At 69.9% G+C, this 23,323-nt stretch carries 19 protein-coding genes and 1 pseudogene; 11 read left to right on the top strand and 9 right to left on the bottom strand.

Annotation, left to right across the window (positions count from 1 at the left end):
* Window positions 1-60 precede the first annotated feature (60 nt).
* Window positions 61-1,449: an OFA family MFS transporter gene (locus ACIBK4_RS28335; RefSeq protein ID WP_366429820.1), complete on the top strand. Its 1,389-nt coding sequence runs from the start codon at window positions 61-63 to the stop codon at window positions 1,447-1,449.
* A 1-nt stretch (window position 1,450) separates the two neighbouring features.
* A complete protein-coding gene (locus ACIBK4_RS28330) occupies window positions 1,451-2,848 on the top strand; it encodes an OFA family MFS transporter (RefSeq protein ID WP_398998870.1) in 1,398 nt (465 codons plus the stop codon).
* 124 nt (window positions 2,849-2,972) lie between these two features.
* On the opposite strand, the gene ACIBK4_RS28325 is transcribed toward ACIBK4_RS28330, so the two are convergent.
* The 5 genes from ACIBK4_RS28325 to ACIBK4_RS28305 form a co-directional block, all read right to left on the bottom strand.
* Window positions 2,973-3,650, bottom strand: coding sequence for a GntR family transcriptional regulator (locus tag ACIBK4_RS28325; protein WP_398998868.1), 678 nt, complete (start codon window positions 3,648-3,650; stop codon window positions 2,973-2,975).
* Between the two features lie 188 nt (window positions 3,651-3,838).
* Window positions 3,839-4,777, bottom strand: a complete 939-nt coding sequence (locus tag ACIBK4_RS28320; RefSeq protein ID WP_398998866.1) for a beta-ketoacyl-ACP synthase III — start codon at window positions 4,775-4,777, stop codon at window positions 3,839-3,841.
* 253 nt (window positions 4,778-5,030) lie between these two features.
* Complete coding sequence (locus tag ACIBK4_RS28315; RefSeq protein ID WP_398998864.1) at window positions 5,031-6,362, bottom strand: OFA family MFS transporter; 1,332 nt, start codon at window positions 6,360-6,362, stop codon at window positions 5,031-5,033.
* Window positions 6,363-6,502: 140 nt separating this feature from the next.
* A complete protein-coding gene (locus tag ACIBK4_RS28310; RefSeq protein WP_398998862.1) occupies window positions 6,503-7,033 on the bottom strand; it encodes an ATP-binding protein in 531 nt (176 codons plus the stop codon).
* A gap of 169 nt (window positions 7,034-7,202) precedes the next feature.
* Window positions 7,203-8,825 carry an alpha/beta fold hydrolase gene (locus tag ACIBK4_RS28305; RefSeq protein ID WP_398998860.1) on the bottom strand — a complete coding sequence of 541 codons (1,623 nt, stop codon included), beginning with the start codon at window positions 8,823-8,825 and terminating at the stop codon, window positions 7,203-7,205.
* Window positions 8,826-8,996: 171 nt separating this feature from the next.
* Here ACIBK4_RS28305 and ACIBK4_RS28300 point away from each other — a divergent pair, with 171 nt between their 5' ends.
* From ACIBK4_RS28300 to fdhD, 3 genes and pseudogenes are all read left to right on the top strand, one after another.
* Entirely contained in the window at window positions 8,997-9,968 is a 972-nt protein-coding gene (locus tag ACIBK4_RS28300) for a 2-dehydropantoate 2-reductase (RefSeq protein WP_398998858.1), read from the top strand.
* A gap of 31 nt (window positions 9,969-9,999) precedes the next feature.
* A pseudogene (locus ACIBK4_RS28295) lies at window positions 10,000-10,113 on the top strand (Fe-S-binding domain-containing protein); the annotation flags it as partial.
* Between the two features lie 7 nt (window positions 10,114-10,120).
* Window positions 10,121-10,969: a formate dehydrogenase accessory sulfurtransferase FdhD gene (gene fdhD, locus ACIBK4_RS28290; protein WP_398998856.1), complete on the top strand. Its 849-nt coding sequence runs from the start codon at window positions 10,121-10,123 to the stop codon at window positions 10,967-10,969.
* Window positions 10,970-11,158: 189 nt separating this feature from the next.
* Here fdhD and ACIBK4_RS28285 read toward each other — a convergent pair whose 3' ends face one another.
* Together ACIBK4_RS28285 and ACIBK4_RS28280 are read right to left on the bottom strand one after the other, a co-directional pair.
* Window positions 11,159-11,707, bottom strand: a complete 549-nt coding sequence (locus ACIBK4_RS28285) for an isochorismatase family protein (RefSeq protein ID WP_398998854.1) — start codon at window positions 11,705-11,707, stop codon at window positions 11,159-11,161.
* Window positions 11,708-11,726: 19 nt separating this feature from the next.
* On the bottom strand, window positions 11,727-12,164 hold the full coding sequence (locus tag ACIBK4_RS28280) for a MarR family winged helix-turn-helix transcriptional regulator (RefSeq protein ID WP_398998852.1): 438 nt from the start codon (window positions 12,162-12,164) through the stop codon (window positions 11,727-11,729).
* Window positions 12,165-12,315: 151 nt separating this feature from the next.
* Here ACIBK4_RS28280 and ACIBK4_RS28275 point away from each other — a divergent pair, with 151 nt between their 5' ends.
* The 3 genes from ACIBK4_RS28275 (at window position 12,316) to ACIBK4_RS28265 (ending at window position 16,542) form a co-directional block, all read left to right on the top strand.
* On the top strand, window positions 12,316-13,242 hold the full coding sequence (locus tag ACIBK4_RS28275; protein ID WP_398998850.1) for a zinc-binding alcohol dehydrogenase family protein: 927 nt from the start codon (window positions 12,316-12,318) through the stop codon (window positions 13,240-13,242).
* A 176-nt stretch (window positions 13,243-13,418) separates the two neighbouring features.
* Window positions 13,419-15,293 (top strand): exo-alpha-sialidase, encoded by a 1,875-nt coding sequence (locus tag ACIBK4_RS28270; protein ID WP_398998848.1) that lies wholly within the window; start codon window positions 13,419-13,421, stop codon window positions 15,291-15,293.
* A gap of 10 nt (window positions 15,294-15,303) precedes the next feature.
* Window positions 15,304-16,542, top strand: coding sequence for a DUF4185 domain-containing protein (locus tag ACIBK4_RS28265; protein WP_398998846.1), 1,239 nt, complete (start codon window positions 15,304-15,306; stop codon window positions 16,540-16,542).
* Here the strand turns inward: ACIBK4_RS28265 and ACIBK4_RS28260 are convergent.
* Window positions 16,475-17,491: a bile acid:sodium symporter family protein gene (locus ACIBK4_RS28260; protein ID WP_398999223.1), complete on the bottom strand. Its 1,017-nt coding sequence runs from the start codon at window positions 17,489-17,491 to the stop codon at window positions 16,475-16,477. The genes ACIBK4_RS28265 and ACIBK4_RS28260 overlap by 68 nt on opposite strands.
* A 187-nt stretch (window positions 17,492-17,678) precedes the next feature.
* Between ACIBK4_RS28260 and ACIBK4_RS28255 the strand changes: the two genes are divergently transcribed.
* Complete coding sequence (locus tag ACIBK4_RS28255) at window positions 17,679-18,548, top strand: LysR substrate-binding domain-containing protein (RefSeq protein ID WP_398999221.1); 870 nt, start codon at window positions 17,679-17,681, stop codon at window positions 18,546-18,548.
* Between the two features lie 111 nt (window positions 18,549-18,659).
* Here the strand turns inward: ACIBK4_RS28255 and ACIBK4_RS28250 are convergent, their stop codons facing one another.
* Window positions 18,660-19,640, bottom strand: a complete 981-nt coding sequence (locus ACIBK4_RS28250; RefSeq protein ID WP_398998844.1) for an Lrp/AsnC family transcriptional regulator — start codon at window positions 19,638-19,640, stop codon at window positions 18,660-18,662.
* A 108-nt stretch (window positions 19,641-19,748) separates the two neighbouring features.
* Between ACIBK4_RS28250 and ACIBK4_RS28245 the strand changes: the two genes are divergently transcribed.
* Window positions 19,749-21,248, top strand: coding sequence for an MFS transporter (locus ACIBK4_RS28245; RefSeq protein ID WP_398998842.1), 1,500 nt, complete (start codon window positions 19,749-19,751; stop codon window positions 21,246-21,248).
* A gap of 241 nt (window positions 21,249-21,489) precedes the next feature.
* The gene (locus tag ACIBK4_RS28240) at window positions 21,490-23,316 is read left to right on the top strand and encodes an AMP-dependent synthetase/ligase (RefSeq protein ID WP_398998840.1); all 1,827 of its coding nucleotides are present in this window, start codon (window positions 21,490-21,492) and stop codon (window positions 23,314-23,316) included.
* Window positions 23,317-23,323 lie beyond the last annotated feature (7 nt).

Genomic DNA, 23,323 nt, shown 5'->3' with positions numbered 1-23,323 from the left:
CGCGAAAGGCATTGGACAGGGGGCGCTGGCCAGAACTTTCGACGCAAGGGGCACTGAGCGATGGCAACAACGGACTACCAAACGTCCGTCCCCTACAGGGAGGTGACGGATCGTCACGGCCGTGTGTACCGCATCGGTGAATCCGATGTCGACATCATGGGCCGGGCGCGCAAGTGGATGGTCGTCCTGCCCTGGGTGGGCATGATGGGCATCAGTTCCGCCGAGTACGCGTTCACGTCGGCGGAGGACACGCTCCACGACGCGCATCTGTGGAGCAGTGGGCACATCTTCTGGCTGATGGGCGTCTGGGTGTTCTTCCAGGCGGCCGTGGCCTTCCCGGCCGGGCGGTTGCGCGAGAGCGGCCAACTCCCGGCGCGTACGGCCATGTTGATCGGCGCGCTCGGCACGCTGCTGGGCTATCTGGCGCTGGCGTTCGCGCCGAACGTGCTCGTCGCCTACTTCGGCTTCGGCATGTGCAGCGGGATCGGCGCCGGTCTGGTGTATGCGACCTGCGTGAACATGGTCGGCAAGTGGTATCCGGAGCGCAAGGGCGGCAAGACGGGCTTCGTCAACGGCGGATTCGCCTACGGGTCCGTGCCGTTCGTGTTCCTCTTCACCTCGGTGCTCGACCTCGGCAACTACAAGGTGCTGCTGAGCCTGGTCGGCGTAGGCCTGTGTCTGGTGGTGGCGTCGGCGGGCTGGTTCTTCCGCGATCCGCCGAAGAACTGGTGGCCCGCGCACGTCGATCCGCTGAAGGCGGCCCAAGACCCCAGGATCCGGCGGGCGTTGGAGAAGAATCCGCCGGCGGTCAAGCAGTACACACCCAAGGAGGCCGCCCGTACCCCCGTGCTCTGGATGATGTGGTTCTGTCTGCTCTGCACGGCCGGCATCAACATCTTCGGCATCGCCTTCCAGGTGCCGTTCGGCAAGGACATGGGCTTCGCGGGCGGGATCGTCGCCACGGCGATGTCCCTCAAGGCGATCGTGAACGGCACCGGGCGCGGTGTCATCGGCTGGATCTCCGACCGCTACGGCCGCCGCCACACGCTGATCATCGTGTGTCTCGTGCTCGGCACGGCCCAGTTCGGCGTGCTGGTCTCGGGCCAGATGGGCAGCATGCCGTTCTTCCTGTTCTGCTCCATGGTCTCGGGTTTCGGCGGCGGGGCGATCTTCCCGCTGTTCGCCGCCATGACGGCCGACTACTTCGGTGAGAACAACAACGCCAGCAACTACGGGATGGTCTACAGCTCGAAGCTGATCTCGGGGCTCGTCGGCTCCGGTCTGGGCGCGGTCGTCGTGGGTGAGTGGGACTACCACGGCGCGTTCGTCCTGGCCGGTTCGGTGGGCCTGGCCTCCGCGGTGCTGGCGCTCTTCCTCAAGGCGCCGGGCAGGCCCAACTCCCGGCGCATCGTGCCCAATCCGCACCCGCTCGGCGAGGAGATGGCGTGACATGACCGCAGATCCCATCACCACGAACGAATCCGGCGCCGCGAACCGTCCCTACCGTGAAGTGACCGACGCCCACGGCCGCGTCTACCGCGTCGGCGAGACCGACCGCGACATCCTCGGCCACTCACGCAAGATCATGATCTACCTCCCTTGGATCGCCATGATGGCGATCAGTGTCTTCGAGTACGCGTACGGCTCGGCCGAGGACACCCTGTCCAGCGCGCACGGCTGGACGCAGAGCAACACCTTCTGGATCCTGAGCATTTGGGTCTTCTTCCAGGCCGGCATCGCCTTCCCGGCGGGCTGGATGCGCGAGAAGGGCATCCTGACGGCGCGCAAGGCGATGTACGTCGGCTCGGTGATGTGCGTGATCGGTTTCCTGGCGCTGTCGCACCTGGACAACGTGTGGCTGGCGATCATCGGCTTCGGCGTGATCGGCGGCATCGGCGCCGGTCTGGTCTACGCGACCTGCATCAACATGGTCGGCAAGTGGTTCCCCGAACGGCGGGGCGCCCGTACCGGGTTCGTGAACGGCGGCTTCGCGTACGGCTCGCTGCCGTTCATCTTCATCTTCAACTACGCCTTCGACACCGGGAATTACCACCGCGTCCTGGATCTGATCGGCTGTTACATCCTGATCGTGGTGTTCGGGTGCGCGTTCTTCTTCAAGGACCCGCCGAAGAACTGGTGGCCCGCCGACATCGACCCGCTGACCTACGGCGGCAACGACAAGAGCGCGACGAGCCTCGCCAAGAACCCGCCCGCCGTAAAGCAGTTCACGCCCAAGGAGGCCATCCGCACCGGCATGCTGCCCCTGATGTGGCTGTCCATCGTGCTGACCGCCGGGGTGTCGATCTTCGGCATCTCCTTCCAGGTCGACTTCGCCAAGGACGTCGGCTTCGGTCCGCTGGTGGCGGCGTCCTCGATGGGCATCATGGCCGTCATCAACGGCATCGGCCGCGCCGTCGTCGGCTGGCTGTCCGACCTGTGGGGCCGCAAACTCACCCTGGTCTTCGTCATTTTGGTCCTGGGCCTCGCCCAGTTCGGCGTGATCTGGGCCGGCCATCTGCGCAGCGAGTGGCTGTTCCTGTTCTTCGCCTTCCTCTCCGGCTTCGGCGGCGGCGCGTTCTACCCGATGTTCGCCGCCCTGACCCCGGACTACTTCGGCGAGAACTTCAACGCCACCAACTACGGCCTGGTGTACAGCGGAAAGCTCGTCAGCGGCCTCTTCGGCGGCGGCCTCGGCTCGATGGTGGTCGCGGCCTGGGGCTACAACGGCGCGTACGCACTGGCGGGCGGAGTCTCGATGGTGGCGGCGGCCATCGCGTTGCTGCTGCGTCAACCAGGGCGCGGGGACAGGGAGTTGACGCAGGCTCCCCAACCGCAGCCCGCGGCCTGACAGTTCGTACGTCACTGTCGTCGGCCCACCTGGTGGCCCTCCCCGGTCGGGAGGGCCATCGCGCCGTGTCGACGCCGACCGGCAGCGAACGCGGCCGGCCGTTACGCCAACACCCCTCGCAGGCTCAGGACTTGGCGCGCTCGTGGTACGACCGCCGGGTGTGCTCGGTGTGTTCGCGCATCATCAGGCTGGCGCGGAGCTCGTCGTGGGCGGCGATCGCGTCGATCAGGTGACGGTGCTCGATCCAGGACGTCAGGCCGCGCTGACGGGCCACCGGTGTGTAGTACCAGCGGACCCTTCGGTCGACCTGTGCGGCGAGTTCGGCGAGGACCGCGTTGCCGGCCAGCTCCATGACCTTCGCGTGGAAGCGGGCGTTCATGGCGACGGCGGCGTCCACGTCGTCGGCGTCGACCGCGCGCTCGCCCTCCGCGCACAGCTCCTCCAGGACGGCGATGCCCGCCTTGCCCGCGTTGACGGCGGCGAGCCGGGCGGCCTCGGCCTCCAACAGCGTGCGTACGGTGAGGAGTTGGTCGGCCTCCTCCTCCGTCGGCTCGTGCACGAACGCGCCCTGGGCCGGCCGCAGATCGACCCAGCCCTCGGTGTTGAGCCGCTGCAACGCCTCCCGCACGGGCTGCCGCGACACCCCGAGGTGCCCGGCGAGTTCGCTCTCGACGAGATGCTGACCGGGCTGCAGGGCGCGCGTGGTGATGAGCTCGAGCAGCGCCTCGTAGACGCGGTCGCGCAGCGGACCCGGACGTTCGAGCTTGGGCACGGCCCCCTGCGGCAGTCCTGGCGACAACATCGCGGTCCCCCTCCTGGGCAACATCGGCATTTTGCAGACTGTGGACAGTAGACGGCAGCCAGTCGCCGTACATGGCCGTACGACCAAGTATCGATTGTCTATCGTCTACAGTCTACGGCGCACAGTAGCCAGGGGGTGCGAAAGTCGACCTCGTCACATCCGGGGGTGCATCCGGGCAGGTGCGCAGGTCACGGGCACCGGACGACCTGACCGGCGTAGGACAGGTTTCCGCCGAAGCCGAACAGCAGGACCGGGTCGCCGGTGCGGACGGCGCCCTGTTCGACGAGCTTCGAGAAGGCGAGCGGGATGCTGGCGGCGGAGGTGTTGCCCGATTGGATGACATCGCGGGCGACGACCGCGTTGACGGCGCCGATCTTCTCGGCGAGGGGCTCGATGATGCGCAGGTTCGCCTGGTGCAGGACGACACCGGCGAGGTCGGCCGGGGTCAGGCCCGCCTTCTCGCAGGCCTTGCGGGCGATCGGCGGGAGCTGGGTGGTGGCCCAGCGGTAGACGCTCTGGCCCTCCTGCGCGAACCGCGGGGGCGTGCCCTCGATCCGCACCGCGTGCCCCATCTCGGGCACGGAACCCCACAGGACCGGTCCGATGCCGGGTTCGTCGGCGGCCTCGACGACGGCGGCCCCCGCTCCGTCGCCGACCAGGACACAGGTCGTGCGGTCGCTCCAGTCGGTGACCTCGGACATCTTGTCGGCGCCGATGACCAGGGCGCGGGTGGCCGCGCCCGCGCGGACGGCGTGGTCGGCGGTGGCCAGGGCGTGGGTGAAGCCGGCGCACACGACGTTGACGTCCATGGCGGCGGGCGACGGGATGCCGAGGCGGGCCGCGACGCGGGCGGCCATGTTCGGGGAGCGGTCGATGGCCGTGGAGGTGGCGACCAGGACCAGGTCGATGTCCCCGGGCGTCAGGCCCGCGGCGGCCAGTGCCTTGGCGGCGGCGTGTGCGGCCAGTTCGTCGACCGGCTCGTCGGGCCCGGCGATGTGGCGGGTCTTGATGCCCACCCGGGAGGTGATCCACTCGTGGCTGGTGTCGACCATGCCCGCCAGGTCCTCGTTGGTGAGTACCTTGGCGGGCTGGTAGTGGCCGACGGCGGCGATCCGCGTGCCGTTCATTGGGTGGTCCCCCTCGTTGCCTTGGGTAGCGGGATCCACCAGTCTTGCCAGTGACTCGCGGGTACGACGGCAGGTGATGCCACAGGAAACAACGGTCCGGGTTGTCGGCTTCTGTCATCCATCCTGTGATGGGCGGTGTCGCCCGAACATTCAGCCGGTGAACAGTTGCTTCGCCTTGAGGATCAGTTCGTATACGCCATACACGAGTGGTGCGCCCACCCATAGCCAGGCGAAGGCGATGAGCGGCCTCCGGTCAGGCGGACTCTGACTGCTGTCGTTCGACATCTGCGGCCTCCCTCGGGGCGGGGATGTGGTGGCGGGCGTCGACGGGCCGGACCAGTTCGTTGGCGACGAAGCCGATGACGAGCAGCCCGATCATGATGATGAAGGACGTGTCGTAGAGGGACGCGCCGTGTTTGCCGGCGGCCTTCTGGTGGTCGGCGATCCAGTTCACGATCAGCGGTCCGAGGACACCGGCGAGGGACCAGGCGGTGAGCAGCCGGCCGTGGATCGCGCCGACCTGGTAGGTCCCGAAGAGGTCCTTCAGGTACGCGGGTACGGTCGCGAAGCCGCCGCCGTAGAAGGAGAGGATCACCAGCGCGCACAGGATGAACAGCGGCTTCGAGGAGTCGCCGAACAGTGCGATGAGCGCGTACATGACCGCTCCGACGCCGAGGTAGACGCGGTAGATGTTCTTGCGGCCGATCAGGTCGGAGGTCGAGGACCAGCCGATACGGCCCGCCATGTTGGCCGCGGAGAGCAGCGCGACGAAGCCGGCGGCGGCCGATACCGAGACGGGTGTCGAGGTGCCCGCGAAGAAGTCCGTGATCATCGGGGCGGCCTTCTCCAGGATGCCGATGCCCGCGGTCACGTTCATGCACAGGACGACCCACAGGCACCAGAACTGCGGGGTGCGCACGGCGCTGTTGGCGGAGACCTGTACGCCCGAGAGGACGCTGGGCGCGTTCTCGACGGGCTTGTCGGTGCGCGGAACTCGCACGAGGAACACGCCGAGTGTCATGAAGACCGCATACGAAAGACCGAGTACAAGAAACGACTGCGCGATGCCGGTGTTGTCGGAGCCGAACGACTTCAGCATCTGGGCCGACCACGGGGAGGCGATGAGCGCGCCGCCGCCGAAGCCCATGATGGCGATGCCGGTGGCCATGCCGGGGCGGTCCGGGAACCACTTGATCAGGGTCGAGACCGGCGAGATGTAGCCGATGCCGAGGCCTATCCCGCCGACGAAGCCGTAGCCGAGGACGATCAGCCAGAACTGCTTCGTCTCCGCGCCGAGCGCCGAGATCAGGAAGCCGGAGGAGAAGCAGACGAGGGCGACGGTCATCGCCCAGCGCGGCCCGTTGCGTTCGACGAGGGTGCCGCCGAACGCGGCCGAGAGGCCGAGCATGACGATCGCGAGCTGGAAGGGCAGGGCGCTCTGTGTGCCGCTGAGGTTCAGTGAGGATTCGAGCGGCGGCTTGAAGACGCTCCAGGCGTAGGCCTGGCCGATGGAGAGGTGTACCGAGAGGGCGGCGGGCGGAACCAGCCAGCGGCTCCACGCCGGGGGCGCGACGGGGGGACTCATGATCCCGGACGGTAGGGAGTGGCAAGGGAGTTGAAAAGGCGGCGCGTCGACCGTATGCGATGAGCGGTATGCAGAGTGCGCCGAACGGTCGCCGCGGAGCACTCATGTCTGGTGCTTACCGCATGTCTTTTGCATACCGCCTACCAGCCACAGCTCAGCACGGACTCCGCGATCCGCTGGGCCGCCTGGGCGGGGGTGAGGTGCGTGGTGTCGACGACCTCGGCCTCCCGGTGCAGCCAGGTGCGGGCCGCTTCGGCGTAGGGCTCCAGGTAGCCGAGACGGAAGGTGGAGGGTCCCATGACGGTGTCGCCGTCGATGCGCCCGCGGAGCGTGTCCTGGTCGGCGTGGAGGACGAAGTGCCTTACCGGGATGGCGTGTTGGGCGAGGCCCGCGCTGATCTCGCGCCAGTACCGCTCGACCAGGACCGTCATGGGGATCACCAGCGTGCCGCCGGTGTAGTCGAGCACGTGCCGGGCCGTCTCGACGACGAGCGGGCGCCAGGGCGGCCAGTGCTGAAAGTTGTCCGTCGCGGGCAGCCCCGGCGTGATGTCCATGAGCGTCACGCCGACCTTCTCGGCGTCGAACACCCGTGAATCCGGGATCAGTTGCTGCACGAGCGGACTGGTCGTCGTCTTGCCCGCGCCATGGGTTCCGTTGAGCCATACGATCACGGGCTCGACGCTAGCGGCACCGACCCGCCCGGACACAGTTCCCGCAGGAGTTCGACGATGAGATCGGGCCGTCCCACGAACGCGGAGTGGCCCGTCCGCCACGCGCGCGCTTCGGTGCGTCGCGAGGCCGCTCCCGCCGCAGAATGGTCCGGGACCGGTCCAAGGCCGGTCAGCAGTACCGGCGCAACAGTCCGTCCACGTAGGCCTCCAACCGCTCTCCCAACACCTCGGACGTCAGATCGTCCCGCCCCAGGTCACGCCACGGCCCGGCCAGCTTCGCCGCGTCGGGGCAGTAGTGCAGGGCGTCGAGCAGTCTCCAGTACAAGTGGTCGGCGTCGTCGGCGAGTTGGCGGCCACCGTGTGCCTCGTACCGCTCGCGGAAGGCCAGCCCGTGCTCCGGCCCGTGCAGCAGGGCGAGCGCGGTCGAGCAGTGCGCCACGTCGAGGTCGGCGGGGCCCCACGAGGTCTCGACCCAGTCCACGACACCGGTGATGCGCAGCCCCGGCCCGGTTCCCGCGAAGAGCACGTTCCCGGGGTGGAAGTCCCGGTGCAGAAAGCAGCCTTCGTACGGCGGCGGGTCGCGGCGGATCACGTCCACGGCCCGCTCCCAGAGGGCACCGTCAGCGGCGCGGACGCGCTCCGGGGAGGTCCACGCCTGGTACGTGCGCGGTCTCTCGCCCGGTACGACCCCGTGGACGCGGACGAGTTGGGCGGCGAGCAGGTCCAGGCGCCGGTCGAGGTCGTCCGCGTCCACGCGGACCCGGCCCGGCAGAGCGGACATCAACAGGGTTGGGTGGTCGCAGTGTTGGGCCGTGGCATCCACGGCGACCAACTCAGGAGCGGGGATGCCGTCCTGCCCGGCGAGCAGCGTCAGGACGGACTCCTCGCGGGCCAGCAGCCCGGGCCCGTGGTGGCGGAAGAACGGCTTCACGAAGGTCCGTTGCACCAGGTCCGTGCCGTCGTCGAGCGACAGCCGGCGCATCTGGGAGCTCCAACCACCGGACAGGAGACGGACGTCGGCGACCGCGCGGCCGTTGCCGAGCTGCTTGGCCACCCATGCGCGCGTGGCCGTCCAGCCGCGGTCGTGGAGGCCGGTCAGCACCGCCTCGACGAACTCCCGCCGGTCGTCGGCGTGATCGCGGAACCACATGCCCAACTGGTGCTGTGCGTCCGGAAGTTCGAACCGCGTGTACTGGGCGCGCGCGGCCAGCGCATCCTGTACGGACTCGGTCACCGCGGGCGGGATCACCGCGTCGGTGCCCGGGACGGCGAGCACCGCCCGGCCCTCGTACTTGCGCAGCACCTGAAGCGCGGGGGCCTCCCGCCAGCTGTCCGGCCGCCGGATGATCTCGCTGAACCGGCCGTTCCCGTCCTCGAAGGGCACGTCCCACGCCTCGGCGGTGTACACGGCGGGCGCGCACAGCCCCAGCGCCGCCACCCGGTCCCCGTAGTGCCGGACGAGATCGGCCACCGTCTGCCCGCTCATGCTGAATCCCACCAGGACCAGCGGCCCGTCCGCCCCCGCGTACGCGTCGATCACCGCCACGGCCTGCTCGAACCGTCGCCGCAGGCTCAACTCGGCGAGTTCTCCCGTGCTTTCGCCGTGCCCGGAGAAGTCGAAGGCGATCCCGCGACAGCCGTGGGCCACGAACTCCCGCACCAGCGGGAGCAGTCGCTCCGTGCTGCCGGTGCCCGCGCCGTGCAGCACCACGGCGGTGACTCCGGAAGGATCACCGCCGTACACACCGCTGAGCCGTTCACCTTCGTGGTCGTGCGTGAAGTCGACGAGCATGGCCCCTATTCACTCACGCCGCGGTCCGTCCGCCGGGCACCCACGGACATCGACGGGCACAGCCTCTGTCCGTACCCTTGCTGGCTCACCTTCCATACTGTAGACAATATTTCGTCGACACTATTCGACATCCACCTCCGCGGTACTCCCTCGACCGAACGGAGAGTCTCAGTGAAAGTCGCAGTCCTCGGCGCCGGTGCGATCGGCGCCTATGTCGGTGCCGCGCTCCATCGTGCGGGCGCCGATGTGCATCTCGTCGCCCGTGGACCGCATCTCGCGGCCATGAGGCAGCACGGCGTCCGAGTCCTCAGCCCGCGCGGCGACTTCACGGCCCGCGCCCATGCCACCGACGACCCGGCCGAGATCGGCCCGGTCGACTTCGTCCTGCTCGGCCTGAAGGCCAACTCGTACGCGGCGTGCGGGCCGCTGATCGAGCCCCTGCTGCACGAGAGCACGGCGGTCGTCGCCGCCCAGAACGGCATCCCCTGGTGGTACTTCCACGCGCACGGCGGCCCCTACGACGGGCAGCGCGTCGAGAGCGTGGATCCGGACGGCGCGGTCAGTGCGGTGCTCGCGCCCGAACGGGCCGTCGGCTGTGTCGTCTACGCGGCAACCGAGCTGGCGGGACCGGGAGTCGTGCGCCATCTCGAAGGCACCCGCTTCTCCATCGGCGAGCCCGATCGCAGCGTCTCGGCGCGCTGTCTGGCGCTGAGCGAGGCCATGCAGGCCGGCGGGCTGAAGTGCCCGGTCGAGCCGGACCTGCGCAACGACATCTGGCTCAAGCTGCTCGGCAACATCTCCTTCAACCCGATCAGCGCGCTGGCCCGCGCCACCATGCGGCAGATGTGTCTGCACGGCGGTACCCGCAAGGTCATCGAGATCATGATGACCGAGACGCTCTCCGTCGCCGAGGCCCTGGGCTGCGAGGTCGGCGTCTCCATCGAACGCCGGCTCGCGGGCGCGGAACGCGTCGGCGACCACCGCACCTCGACGCTCCAGGACCTGGAACGCGGCAAGCCCCTCGAACTCGACGTACTCCTCGCGGCCGTGGTCGAGTTGGCGGAGATCACCGGCGTGGAGGTGCCCACCCTGCGCACCGTGCACGCCATCTCGGACCTGCTCGCGCTGCAGACTGCCGCATGACGAAAGACGTGCCGAGGAGCCGCCGCGCCCCGTGCAGGACAATGGGACGGCGAGGGTCACCACCGCGCACGACAACCCGGTGACCCGCGGCACCCTCCGCAGCAAGGGCCGTTGCGGCCGCCAGTACGTACAGAACCGGGGCTGATCAGGACATGGGACGAGTCACGGAACGACGCAAGGTGATCCGGATCCGGGACGGCGCGGTATCCACCCGCCCGGACACGCTCGTCGCCGAGGAACCGCTGGAGATCCGGCTCAACGGCAAGCCGCTCGCGATCACCATGCGCACCCCCGGCGACGACTTCGCGCTCGCCGCCGGGTTCCTGGTCAGCGAAGGTGTACTGGCGAACGCATACGATCTGCAGAACATCGTGTACTGCGCGGGGGCGACCGTAGACGGTTCGAACTCGTACAACGTGGTGGACGTACGGACCTCTCCCGACGTCGTCATTCCGGACATCACGTTGGAGCGCAACGTGTATACGACGTCCTCGTGCGGTCTGTGCGGCAAGGCTAGCCTGGACGCGGTCCGTACGACGGCTCGCTGGCCCATCGCCGACACTCCCCCGGTCCGTGTCGAGCCCTCGCTGCTCGCGAGCCTCCCCGACCGGCTGCGCGCGGCCCAGCGGGTCTTCGACCGGACCGGGGGTCTGCACGCGGCGGCCCTGTTCAGCGAGGAGGGCGAGCTGCTGGACATCCGGGAGGACGTGGGCCGGCACAACGCGGTCGACAAGCTGGTCGGCCGCGCCCTGCAGAACGGCGACCTGCCGCTGTCCCGGGTGATCCTGCTGGTCTCGGGCCGGGCCTCCTTCGAGCTGGCGCAGAAGGCCGTGATGGCGGGCATCCCGGTGCTGGCGGCGGTGTCGGCGCCCTCGTCGCTGGCCGTGGACCTGGCGGCGGAGACGGGCCTGACCCTGGTGGGTTTCCTGCGGGGCAGCAACATGAACGTGTACGCGGGCGAGGACCGCATCGCCCTGCGGGCCGCGGCCGCCCAGGGCTGAGATCCGCGCCCCGCGTCACGGCGGCGGGGCCCCGACCGGCGGGGAGCGCCCCCTGCGCCGCAGGGGCCCCGCCTCAGCCTCTCCCTCGCCCTCACCGACGGACCGGGCCCTCCCCCTCGGCCTTACGACCGGTTCGACCGTGGTCGTGGACGGCGGCACGGTCCTCGTCCGACCGCGCGACCGCCCGCCTCAGTCGCCCGCCGCGAACCGCACCTCCGCCGCCGTCACCACCGACCCCAGCCGCGGGAAGTCGAGCTTCACCGACGCCTGGTGCTCGGCCGCGGTGAGCGCGCTCATCGCGTCCTCGACGAACACGAGTTGGTGACCGAGGTCCCCGGCGGCACGGGCGGTGGACTCCACCCCGAGGTTGGTGGCCATCCCGCCGAACACCAGGGTGTCGACGCCCAGTTCACGCAACCGCTCCTCAAGTCCCGTGCCCTGGAAGCCCCCGATCGTCCGCTTCACGATCTCCAGGTCCCCGTCCCGCAGCAGCCCGGCGGCGAGTCCACTGCCGGCGGGCTGTTCGGCGATGCCGGGACGTTCGACCCGGATCAGCACGACGAGCGCACCGGCGGAACGGAAGACACCGGCCAACTCCTCGGCCACGGCGAGGACTTCGGGACCCTTGTACGGTTCGAGCGGCAGCGCGACGATGCGGTCCATCAGATCGACGAGGACCAGGGCGGTGCGCGCGGGGTCGAGGGCGAGCCGGGATTCGGGTGCCTGCGGTGGGGTCATGACGGAACGTTAGCCCCCGTCAGCCGTCCGTACCGGAAATCCGGATCAACAGGCCCATGAACTGGTCGCGTTCGGCCGCCGACAACGGGGCGAGGAGTTCCTCGTTGGCCGCGCGGGCCGCCTTCTCACAGCGCTTGAGCAGCCGTGCGCCCGTCGGCGTGAGCGACACCGCGTTCTTACGGCGGTCCTTCGCGTCCGGCTCCCGTACGACCAGGTCGGCGGCCTGGAGGTCGTTCAGCACGCCGACCAGATCCTTGGGGTCGAGCCCGACACCGCGACCGAGGTCGGCCTGGGCGACGGGCGCGAGGTCACGGACGGCGGAGAGCACGACGTGGTGCCACATCTTCAGTCCCTCGACCGCCAGCGCGTCGGCGACGAGGGCCCGCCCCCTGGCGGCGGCTCGACCGAGCAGCCAGCTGGGGAGGGCGCGGATCGCGGGGAGCGGTGCTTCGGCCATGCGGGCAGCCTAGCGAAAACTCGTTGGACTTCCCAATGAAACCGCGAATATCATTGGCCCTCCCAACGATCCCCGCCGACCCCTCCGATCCCGCTGCTCCCCGCTGCTCCCCGCTGCTCCCTGACCCTCTCTGACGATCCCTGGAGGTGCGATGCGTCGCGTCCGGTACAAGTCCACCGGCGGCCCGCTGTTCCTGGAGGAGGCCCCCGTCCCCGCGCCGGGCCCCGGTGAACTCCTCGTCCGTACCGAGGCGATCGGGGTCACTCTCCCCGTCGTCCGCAAGGTCACCGAGGCCGCCGAGCCGATCCCGCTCGGCGGCGAGATCGCGGGCGAGGTGGTCGCCGTAGGACAGGACGTGACCCGTTTCCGGGTGGGCGAGCGGGTGACGGGGCTGTGCTTCGGGCACGGGTACTCCGACTTGGCGGTCCTCCACGAGGGCATGGCCTCAGCCGTCCCCGATTCCGCCTCCGCCGTCGACGCGGTCGCGCTCGTCCGCAGCGGGCTGGTGGCCCTGGGCGCGTTGGACGCGGCTTGCCCCGAGCCCGGTGAGGCCGCGCTGATCACGGCCGCGGCGAGCGGAGTCGGCCATCTGGCCGTGCAGTTGGCGAAGGTGCGGGGTGCCGGGCGGGTCGTGGGCGCGGTCTCCGATCCGGCGAAGGGCGACTTCGTGCGAGCGCTGGGCGCCGACGAGGTGATCGCCTACGACGAGTTGGACCGGCCGGGCTGGGGCGAGCCCGTCGACTACGTACTCGACGCCGTGGGTGGGGAGTTGCTCACCCCGGCCGTCGCCGCCCTCGTCCCGGGTGGGCGGCTCGTGGCGTACAGCTCGGGTGGCGGGACGATCCAGGCGTACGACCTTCTCGTGGGCGCCAAGTCCGTGATCGGGTTCCAGATGGCGCGGATCGCGCGCGGGAAGCCGGAGTTGTACGAGCGGTGGCGGCAGGAGCTGTGGCGGCTGTTCGCGGAAGGTGCCCTGAAACCGGCCGTGCACGGCGAGTTCGCGCTGGCGGAGGTGGCGAAGGCGCACGCGGTGATCGCGTCACGGAGCAACCTCGGCAAGGTCGTACTGCGCCCCTGAAGCACCCCGCCGAACTTGACGATCAGTCACGGCCCGTGCGGCGTTGCGAAGTTATGGGGCGACGGGCACTGCACGCTTCTTGTGAGGCGCCGGAGGCCCCAACTAACGTCTGTGACGCGCCCGTTGGACGTGGGATGTCCGGATGTCCAGACGAATGAAGGGCAGGTAGCACCACCATGCCGTCGAGTCTTCGCGCACGTCTGAGATCCACCCTCACCGCCGCACTCACCCTGGCCGCGCTGCTCATGCTCCCGAGCCACGCGCACGCCGCCACTGCCCAAACCTCCTCCCCCACCCCCGAGTTCGATCAACAGGTCCTCTTCAAGGCTCCCCAGGACGCGGGCTACGCCTGCTTCCGGATCCCGGCCATGGTGAGGACCAACGACGGCACTCTGCTCGCGTTCGCCGAGGGCCGGGTCCTCAACTGCGGTGACGCCGCCGACATCGACATCGTCGTCAAGCGCTCCACGGACGACGGCGTCACCTGGAGCCCGCTGCAGGTCGTGAACCACGGCGGCGGCGACACGCACGGCAACCCGGCACCCATCGTGGACCGGAGGACAGGCCGCATCCTGATCGCCGAGACGTACAACACGGGCCGTACGGACAGCGCCAGTTGCTCGGTCCCCTGCGACCGCACCCCGCACCTGCAGTACAGCGACGACGACGGCCTCACCTGGTCGCAGCCGCGTGACCTGAGCGACGAGATCCTGCCCCCGAACTGGAACTCCTGGTACGCCACGGGCCCCGTGCACGGCATCCAGCTCACCCGTGGCAAGCACCGGGGCCGGCTCGTGTTCGGCGTCAACACCGAGACCTGGGACGGGAGTCGGGTCACCGCGAACAACGCGGCGCTGATCGTGAGCGACGACGGTGGCGACCACTGGAAGATCGGCGCGACCGACTCGTATCCGATCGCGGCCGACGGGACCTGGCGGCAGAAGCCGTCCGAGGTGACGCTGACGGAGCGCACCGACGGTTCGGTCCTGGTGAGCGGCCGTGAGCAGGACGGCACCGACCTCGGGCAGCGCACCCAGGCGGTCAGCCGGGACGGCGGCGACAGCTTCACCGCGCCCTTCCACGCCCTGCCCGACCTGTACGCCCCGCAGGTCCAGTGCTCGACGCTCGGCGTCGGCTCCCGCATCCTGCTGGCCTGCGACGCCGACCCCGACCGCCGCCGCACGATGATGATCCGGTCCTCCTACGACGGCGGGCGCACCTGGGACAGCGTGGACCGCGGCACGGTCGTGACGAAGGACTGGTCGGGCTACTCCGACATGGCGCGCATCGACGGCGACACGGTGGGCCTGCTCTACGAGGGCGGCGCCGTGACCGCGACCGACGAGATCCGCTTCGCCCGCTTCAACGAGGCCTGGCTGCAACCGCGTCGGGGCCCGGACCCGACGACCGCCGACCTCGCCCCGCACGCGAAGCGGGCAGCGGTCCTCGGCGGCGCACAGGAGACCGACGGCGTGTCCGGCGGTGCCCTGTCCTTCGACGGTGTCGACGACGCCGTGCGCCTGCCGTACAGCGACCGACTCCCGCTGGGGACAAAGGACTTCACGGTGTCGCTCTGGTTCCGCTACACCGCGACGACCGGTGATCAGCCGTTCCTGTGGATGGGCGGGGTCGGCACCACCGAGCCGCAGGTCTGGCTGCGCGGCGAGCCCGCGGGCAACCACGTCCGGGCGCTGATCACCACCCGGGTCGGCGCGACGACCGTCCACACCACCTCCGTGGTGACCGCCGGTGCCTACAACGACGGCCAGTGGCACCAGGCCGTACTGCGGCGCGGCGGTGGGCAGTTGACGCTGTCCGTCGACGGTACGACGGTGAGCACGGCGGACATCGTGGGCTCGGTCAGCCGCAACTCGCCGTTCGGTGTGCACATCGGCCAACGCATGGACAGCATGCAGTACTTCACCGGGTCGATCGACGAAGTCCACGTCTGGGACCGGCTGTTGACGGACGACGAGCTGGCCGCCCAGCATCCGTCCCCCGCCGGGACCGTCCTGTATCTGCCCATGGACCATGTGAGCGGCAGCCACTAACGTCCCGGGCGTGCCCGAGGACCGACGAGCACGACAGCGGAGGGGAGTCGGGGTCGGCCTGCTGCTGACCCTGGTTCTCGCGGCCGTGCTGCTCACCGCCCTCCCCAAGGACCACCACGGGGAGGGCGGCGGCGCGTGCACGGCCCGTACGGTGCGCTCCTGGTCGCCGGACGCGAACCTCACCAACTCCTTTGCCGCGTACGGCGACGACGAGTCCCGCGCCGACGACTGGACCGGCGGCGACGGCACCCACTCGGTGCGGCTGCCGGACGGACGGGTGCTGTGGCTGTTCTCCGACACCTACCTCGGCCAGGTGTACGCCCCGCCCAACCCGGTCGGCGAGTCGTACGCCTGGCGGGACACCAGCGCGCCCCTGGTCCGGAACTCGGCGGTGGTGATGCGCGACGGCCACCCCCAACTCACGCTCCCCGCACCGCTGTTCCCCGATCCCGCCCCGAACGCGTGGCGTTGGCCGGTCGCCGCCCGCGTCGAGCCGCGCTCCCCCGGCTCGGCCGAGTCGGTCGTACGGGTGCTGCTGTGGACGCGGACGGCGGGGTCGTACCCGTGGATCTACGGCGTGCCGATCGCGACCGAGGTGGCCACGCTGTCGCTGCCGGATCTGCGGGTGGAGTCGATCGTGAAGGTCTTCGACCAGGAGTTGGTCCAAGACCCTTCGCAGCGGGTGCAGTTCGGGACGACGATGCTCACGCAGGGCGGCTGGACGTACGTCTTCGGCGGGAACGACGCCCAGGCCGCGGCCCGGCCGACCTCCTCCGCGTATGTGGCACGGGTGCCGGAGGGACGGCTCGGGGAGCCGGGTGCCTGGGAATTCTGGAACGGCTCTGTGTGGACGGCCCGTGCCGGGCCGCGACCGGTGCTCGGGGACGGTCGACACACGGGCGTGGGCAGCGCGTTCTCGGTGGTGCGGGCCGGCGGGACGTACATCCTGTTCACGATGGCGGCGGGCAGCCGGGGGCTCACCACCGTCACCTCGTACTGGGCCTGTTCGCCCGTCGGGCCGTGGCACGGGCCGACCAGGAGTTTCAGTCCGCCGCTGCCGCAGGGCCAGGTCGCCGCGTACAACCCGCAAGTACACCCGGAGTTGAGTGACGGCGACCGGATCGTCCTCAGTTACGACGTCAACTGGCTGGACGCGACGGCCACTTCGGCCGCGCTGAACCTCAGCCGGAATGTGTCGCTGTACCGACCGCGGTTCGTGACCCTGCGGTTGGGGCCGCCGACCCGGTGACCTCGGGCAGCGGATCGCGGGCGCGGCGCTTGGCGATGACCGCGCACACCATCAACTGCATCTGGTGGAAGAGCATCAGCGGCAGCACGGCCAGCGAGGCGTGGGCGCCGAACAGGACGCTGGCCATGGGCAGTCCGGAGGCGAGGGACTTCTTCGAACCGGCGAACTGGATGGCGATCCGGTCCTCCCGGTCGAAGCGCAGCGCCTTGCCGCCGTACCAGGTCAGGGTGAGCATGACGGCGAGCACGACGGCCTCGACGGCGAGCAGTCCGGCGAGGCGGACCGCGCTGACCTGGTGCCAGATGCCCTGGACCATGCCCTCGCTGAACGCGGTGTAGACGACGAGGAGGATCGAGCCGCGGTCGACGTAGCCGAGGATCTTCTTGTGCCGGGTGATGAACCCGCCGATCCAGCGCCGCAGCAACTGCCCCGCCAGGAACGGCACGAGGAGTTGCAGCACGATCTTGACGAGTGAATCGGCGGAGAAACCACCGGCGTTTGCGCCGAGCAGCGCCGCCGCGAGCAGCGGGGTGATGACGATGCCGGCGAGCGAGGAGAAGGAGCCCGCGCAGATCGCGGCGGGCACGTTGCCGCGTGCGATCGAGGTGAACGCGATCGACGACTGGACGGTCGACGGGACGAGGGTGAGGAAGAGCAGCCCCTGGTAGAGGGGGTGGGTCAGGATCACCGGGACGAGGCCCCGGGCGGCGAGGCCCAGCAGCGGGAAGACGACGAAGGTGCAGGCCAGGACGGTGGTGTGCAGTCGCCAGTGCTTGAGGCCGTCCAGTGCCTCACGCGTCGACAACCGGGTGCCGTAGAGGAAGAAGAGGAAGGCGATCGCGGCCGTGGAGGCGCCGGAGGCGATGTCGGCGCCCGTGCCTCGCGCGGGGAGGAGTGCGGCGAGGCCCACCGTCCCGAGCAGCAGCAGGATGTAGGGGTCGACCGGCATCCGACGCGGCCATCGCAGGCGTTTCACTGTGCTCCACTACTTCGCTGTGCGTCCGTCCCGTCGTCCGGAACGGACTCGTGCCCTCCCCATCCTGCTCCCCCATCCCTTGATCGGGAATCCGTCATACCGTTCTGACTGCCATCACGTTTCGCGATAAGCGGTTACGGTTCATGCCATGGTGTATGCCATGTACGACCTCTCCCACCTGCGGACCTTCCTCGCGGTGTCCCAGACCCTGAGTTTCACGCAGGCCGCGCGGCGGCTCGGGCTGCGCCAGTCCACGGTGAGCCAGCACGTGCGGCGGCTGGAGGACGCGACGGGGCGGCAGCTGTTCACGCGGGACACGCACTCCGTGGAGCTGACCGAGGACGGCGAGGCGATGCTCGGCTTCGCGCGTCGCATCCTGGAGGTGCAGGAGCAGGCGTCGGCGTTCTTCACCGGTACGCGGCTGCGGGGGCGGCTCCGGTTCGGGGCGTCCGAGGACTTCGTGCTCACCCGGCTGCCGGAGATTCTGGAGGGATTCCGTTACGACCATCCCGAGGTCGATCTGGAGCTGACGGTCGAACTGTCCGGGACGCTGCACGAGCAACTGGCCGCGGGGAAGCTGGACTTGGTGCTGGCGAAGCGGCGTACCGAGGATCCGCGGGGTGAGCTGGTCTGGCACGACAAGCTGGTGTGGATCGGGGCGGAGCGGCTGCGTCTGGATGCGGATCGGCCGGTGCCGTTGATTGTCTATCCGCCGCCGGGGATTACTCGCGCGCTTGCGTTGGAGGCGTTGGAGCGGCAGGGGCGGGCTTGGCGGATTGCCTGTACGAGCGGGAGTCTGAACGGTCTGATCGCTGCGGCGCGGGCGGGGTTGGGGGTGATGGCGCATTCTCGGGGGATGGTGCCGCCGGGGCTGGTGCGGGTGCCTGAGCGGGTGGGGTTGCCGGAGTTGGGGGAGGTTGATTTTGTGCTGGTGCATGGAGGGCGGCGGGGTTCTGCGGAGGGGGCGGCCGATGCGTTGGCTGCCGCGATTCTGGGCGGTGGGGATCGGTTGCATCGGCGCAGTGGGTGACGTGGGCGGGTGAGGTGCGTTGTCGGGTGCTGCGCCGTGGGGGCTGGTCGCGCAGTTCCCCGCGCCCCTGAGGGAGTTGCCCGGACCGGCGCTTACAAGAGACTCGGTGCCTCAACGAAGCGTCCTGTACGTCAGCTGTTTGACCCTCCGGAGGAAGGGGCTGGCCTCCACATGTCGCACCCCGTCCAGCTGCCCCAGTGGGCCGCTGAGGTAGTCGTAGAGGCCTGCTGTGTCTTTTACTACGGCGGTTACGACGATGTTGGACGGGCCGGCTGTGGCGGAGGCGTAGGCGATTTCGTCGTGGGTGGACAGGGCCTCGCCCACCGAGTGGAGGGCGGCCGGGGTGGCCGTGATCCAGAGGACGGCCGCTCGGGTGTAGCCGAAGACCTCCGGGTCGTACTCGATGTCGATGTAGAGCGCGCCGGAGGCGATCAGTGAGGCGAGGCGGCGTTTGACGGCGGACTCGGAGCGGCCGGTGGCGCGCTGGAGTTCGGGGTAGGTGGCGCGGCCGTCGCGTTCGAGGGCGGTGATCAGGGGCTCGTCCTCCGGGGTGATGCGGGCGGGGCCCGGATCCGGTGCCGGTTCGGGGAGCAGGGCCGCGACCTGGTCGTCGTCGAGGAGGCTGAAGCGGCGGAGCCAGCCCGTCGGGCCGCCGTAGAAGCGGTGGAGCATCTGGTGGGCGCGGATGTCCAGGACGCTGGGGGTGCGCGGGAGTTTACCGAGGAGGAGGTCGTCGTAGTCGCCGGGGCTGCGGGGGCGGGTCAGGCAGACGATCTCGGTGCCGCCCGAGGCGAGGCCGATCCAGGCGGTGTCGGGGCGTTTGGCGAGGGCGTCGGCGATGTTGAGGGCGTTGTCGGGGGCGCAGCGCAGGCGGAGCATCCACTGGTCCTGGCCCAGGCGTTCGGCGTCCCGGATGGCGACCACGCGGAGGCCTGCCTCGGCGGTGAGCCGGCGGAAGCGGCGGGCGATGGTCTGGTCGGAGGCGCCGAGGACCGTGCCGAGGCGGCTGAAGGAGGCGCGGCCGTCGAGTTCCAGGGCGGTGAGGAGTTGGAGGTCCAGGCGGTCGAGGGTGTCGGATTCCATCTCCAGCATGCCCGCTCCTGTCGGATTCCGGCGGTGGGGTGTCCCGTACCGCGTCGATCGTCCGCGCGCGGCTCATCGTACGGACAACTGCACATCCCGGACAGGGGAGTTGAGGGAATGCGTACATGGGGGCCGCTCACGGCCGTGTGCCTGGGCACATTCATGTTGTTGCTGGACGTGACGATCGTGGTCGTCGCGTTGCCGGACATGGCGCGGTCGTTGCACGCGTCGTTGAGTGATCTGCAGTGGGTGGTCGACGGGTACGCGCTCGCATTGGCCGCGCTGCTGTTGGGAGTTGGGGCCGCCGCCGACATTCTGGGGCGGCGGCGCGTGCATGTGGTGGGGGTCGTGCTGTTCGCGGTGGCGTCACTGTCGTGCGGGCTCGCGGGTGGGCCTGGTGCGCTCGTGGCCGCTCGGGTCGTGCAGGGGGTGGGGGCGGCGGCGATGCTCGCCACGACGTTGCCGTTGCTCGCGTCGGTGTATCAGGGGCGACAGCGGTCGGTGGCGCTCGGGGTGTGGGGTGCGGTCAGCGGTGGGGCCGCGGCGGTCGGGCCCGTGCTGGGCGGGGTGCTCACCGAGGGGCCGGGCTGGCGGTGGATCTTCTTCGTGAATCTGCCGGTGAGCGTGGCCGCGGTGTGGCTGACGCTGCGGGTGGTGCCGGAGTCGCGGGGGCCGCGCGGGATGCGGATCGACTGGCTGGGGACGGTCGCGTTCGCCGGGTTCGCGGGCGGGGTCACGTATGCCGTGGTGCGGGCCGGTGAGGACGGCTGGGGTGCGTCGGTGACGCTCGGATCGTTCGCGGTCGCGGGTCTCGCGCTGGTCTGCTTCGTGCTGGTGGAGCGGCGGGTGGCGCATCCGCTGCTCGATCTGTCGCTGCTGCGCAAGCCCGCGTTCGTGGGCGTGATGGCGGGGGCGCTCGCCTTCAACGGGGTGGCGTTCGGCGGGATGCCGTACCTGTCGATCTGGCTGCAGACGGTGCTGGGGATGAGCCCGGTGCGCGGCGGGCTCACGCTGTTGCCGCTGACGGGGGCGGCGGTCGTGGTCTCGGTCCTCGCCGGGAAGCTGCTGCACGGGGTGCCGGCGCGGCTGACCATCGGCGGCGGGCTGCTGCTGATCGGTACGGGCTGCTTCTGCCAAGCCGTCCTGGGCGCCGGTTCGGACTGGACGACGCTGGTGCCGGGGCTCGTTCTGGTCGGCATCGGTACGGGGCTGGTGGCGCCCGGGATAGCGGGGGCGGCCCTCGCGGCGGTGCCGGCGGAGCGTGCGGGCATGGCGGGCGGTGCCGTGAATACCGTACGCCAGTTGGGGTATGCACTCGGCGTCGCCGTGTCCGGGACCGTGCTCACCTCGCGGATGCGGGACACGCTTCCGCACGACGCGGCGCACACGCTGGCCGGCGGTGGGGCCGGGGCGCTGCGCGGGACGTTCTCCGAGCACGCGCTGCGGGCCGCGTTCGCGTCGGGGCTCGACTCGGCGCTCGTGACGGCCGGCTTCGTCGGGACGGCGGCGGGCGCGCTGGTCCTCGTGCTGGTCAGGGCGGGGCGCGCGGAGCAGCCCGGGGCGCCGAGTCCGGCCGTGCGGACGCAGGCCGGGGAGGAGACGCCGTCGCACGGGTGACGGGGTGTGACCGGGACGCCAGGGGTAATCGGGTCGTACAGATTCAGTGGAGATTACGGGCCCGAAACCTACGGAACCGTAAGGATTTCTGTCCGGCCCTTCCCCTTGTGCGGGCATTTTCCACCGCTGACCAGTACGGACGCGCGAACCGCTGGAATTCCCACCCCCTCCCGCCCTTCTGTTACGTGGGGTAGCTTTCACCGCGCTGTAGGGGAGTGCCAACAGGATCGGGGAGCGGGGTTTGCGCGAGTACAACAACCCTCCGTTGGCGTTGGCACCGCCGGTGGGCGGTCTGGCCGACGTCGTCTTCGAGCGTGCCCAGGACGACCCCCTCCACGTCTCCCTCGGCCGCAAGGACGAGCAGGGCGAGTGGCGGGACGTGACCGCCGCCGAGTTCCGTGACGAGGTCCTCGCCCTCGCCAAGGGCCTGCTCGCCCGGGGCGTCCGCTTCGGCGACCGGGTCGCGATCATGTCCCGTACCCGCTACGAGTGGACGCTGTTCGACTTCGCGCTGTGGACGATCGGCGCCCAGGTGGTGCCGGTCTACCCCACGTCGTCGGCGGAGCAGTGCTTCTGGATGCTGCACGACGCGCAGGTGTCGGCGGCGATGGTCGAGCACGAGGACCACGCGATGACCATCGCCACCGTCATCGACCGCCTCCCCGCGCTGCACCAGCTGTGGCAGCTCGACACGGGCGCCGTGCAGGAGTTGTACGACGCCGGCGCGCACATCGAGGACGAGGTGGTGCACCGGCACCGCCAGGCCGTCACCCCGGACTCGACCGCGACGATCATCTACACCTCGGGCACCACGGGCAGACCCAAGGGCTGTGTCATCTCGCACGGCAACTTCATGTACGAGGCGGACACGGTCATCGACCGCTGGGAGTCCGTCTTCCACTCGAAGCGGGGCGACGAGGTGGCGACCCTGCTGTTCCTGCCGCTCGCGCACGTCTTCGGGCGGATGGTGGAGGTCGCGGCGATCCGCGGCGGGGTCCGCTTCGGTCACCAGCCGCAGCTCAACGCGGCCGCGCTGCTGCCGGACCTGGTCGCGTTCAAGCCGACGTTCATCCTGGCCGTGCCGTACATCTTCGAGAAGGTCTTCAACGCGGCCCGCCGCAAGGCGGAGAAGGACGGCAAGGCCGGGCCGTTCGAGAAGGCCGTCGAGGTCGCGGTGAAGTACGCGGACGCCGTCGAGGCGAAGGCCTGGGGCATCGGCCCCGGCCCCTCCGCGGGCCTGCGCATGCAGCACCAGCTCTTCGACAAACTCGTCTACTCCAAGGTGCGGGCCGCGATGGGCGGCCGGATCCGCAACGCCATGTCCGGCGGTTCGGCCATGGACCGCCGCCTCGGACTGTTCTTCGCGGGCGCGGGCGTCCAGATCTACGAGGGCTACGGCCTCACCGAGTCGACCGCCGCCGCGACCGCCAACCCGCCCGAGCGCACCCGCTACGGCACGGTCGGCCAGGCCGTCCCGGGCGTCACGGTGCACATCGCGGACGACGGCGAGATCTGGCTGAACGGCCCGAACGTCTTCCAGGGGTATCTCAACAACCAGAAGGCCACCGACGAGACCCTGCACGACGGCTGGCTCGCCACCGGTGACCTGGGCTCCCTCGACGAGGACGGCTATCTCACCATCACCGGGCGCAAGAAGGAGATCCTGGTGACCTCCGGCGGCAAGAGCGTCGCGCCCGGGCTGCTGGAGGAGCGCGTGCGGGACCATCCGCTGGTCTCCCAGTGCATCGTCGTCGGCAACGACCGCCCCTACATCGCCGCCCTGGTCACCCTGGACCACGAGGCCGTCGAGCACTGGCTCACGATGCGCGGGAAGCCGCAGATGTCGCCGGCCCAGTTGGTGCGGGACGCCGACCTGGAGACCGAGGTGCGGCGTGCGGTGGTCGCCGCCAACACCCTGGTCTCGCAGGCCGAGTCGATCCGCACCTTCCGGATACTGGCCCAGCCGTTCACCGAGGAACACGGTCTGCTGACCCCGTCCCTGAAGCTGAAGCGCAAGGCGATCGAGAACACGTACTCCAACGAGGTCGAGGCGCTGTACCGGGCCTGAACTCCCG

Source organism: Streptomyces sp. NPDC050528 (assembly GCF_044457795.1).
Lineage (GTDB): Bacteria > Actinomycetota > Actinomycetes > Streptomycetales > Streptomycetaceae > Streptomyces.
The sequence above is the reverse complement of the archived record's forward strand: the minus strand, read 5'-3'. Positions and strand labels throughout refer to the sequence as shown.

Coding starts and splice junctions, on each gene's coding strand:
- ACIBK4_RS28335 (WP_366429820.1), top strand. CDS start 61: ATGGCAACAACGGACTACCAAACGTCCGTCCCCTACAGGGAGGTGACG.
- ACIBK4_RS28330 (WP_398998870.1), top strand. CDS start 1,451: ATGACCGCAGATCCCATCACCACGAACGAATCCGGCGCCGCGAACCGT.
- ACIBK4_RS28325 (WP_398998868.1), bottom strand. CDS start 3,650: ATGTTGTCGCCAGGACTGCCGCAGGGGGCCGTGCCCAAGCTCGAACGT.
- ACIBK4_RS28320 (WP_398998866.1), bottom strand. CDS start 4,777: ATGAACGGCACGCGGATCGCCGCCGTCGGCCACTACCAGCCCGCCAAG.
- ACIBK4_RS28315 (WP_398998864.1), bottom strand. CDS start 6,362: ATGAGTCCCCCCGTCGCGCCCCCGGCGTGGAGCCGCTGGCTGGTTCCG.
- ACIBK4_RS28305 (WP_398998860.1), bottom strand. CDS start 8,825: ATGCTCGTCGACTTCACGCACGACCACGAAGGTGAACGGCTCAGCGGT.
- fdhD (WP_398998856.1), top strand. CDS start 10,121: ATGGGACGAGTCACGGAACGACGCAAGGTGATCCGGATCCGGGACGGC.
- ACIBK4_RS28285 (WP_398998854.1), bottom strand. CDS start 11,707: ATGACCCCACCGCAGGCACCCGAATCCCGGCTCGCCCTCGACCCCGCG.
- ACIBK4_RS28280 (WP_398998852.1), bottom strand. CDS start 12,164: ATGGCCGAAGCACCGCTCCCCGCGATCCGCGCCCTCCCCAGCTGGCTG.
- ACIBK4_RS28275 (WP_398998850.1), top strand. CDS start 12,316: ATGCGTCGCGTCCGGTACAAGTCCACCGGCGGCCCGCTGTTCCTGGAG.
- ACIBK4_RS28270 (WP_398998848.1), top strand. CDS start 13,419: ATGCCGTCGAGTCTTCGCGCACGTCTGAGATCCACCCTCACCGCCGCA.
- ACIBK4_RS28260 (WP_398999223.1), bottom strand. CDS start 17,491: ATGCCGGTCGACCCCTACATCCTGCTGCTGCTCGGGACGGTGGGCCTC.
- ACIBK4_RS28255 (WP_398999221.1), top strand. CDS start 17,679: ATGTACGACCTCTCCCACCTGCGGACCTTCCTCGCGGTGTCCCAGACC.
- ACIBK4_RS28250 (WP_398998844.1), bottom strand. CDS start 19,640: ATGCTGGAGATGGAATCCGACACCCTCGACCGCCTGGACCTCCAACTC.
- ACIBK4_RS28245 (WP_398998842.1), top strand. CDS start 19,749: ATGCGTACATGGGGGCCGCTCACGGCCGTGTGCCTGGGCACATTCATG.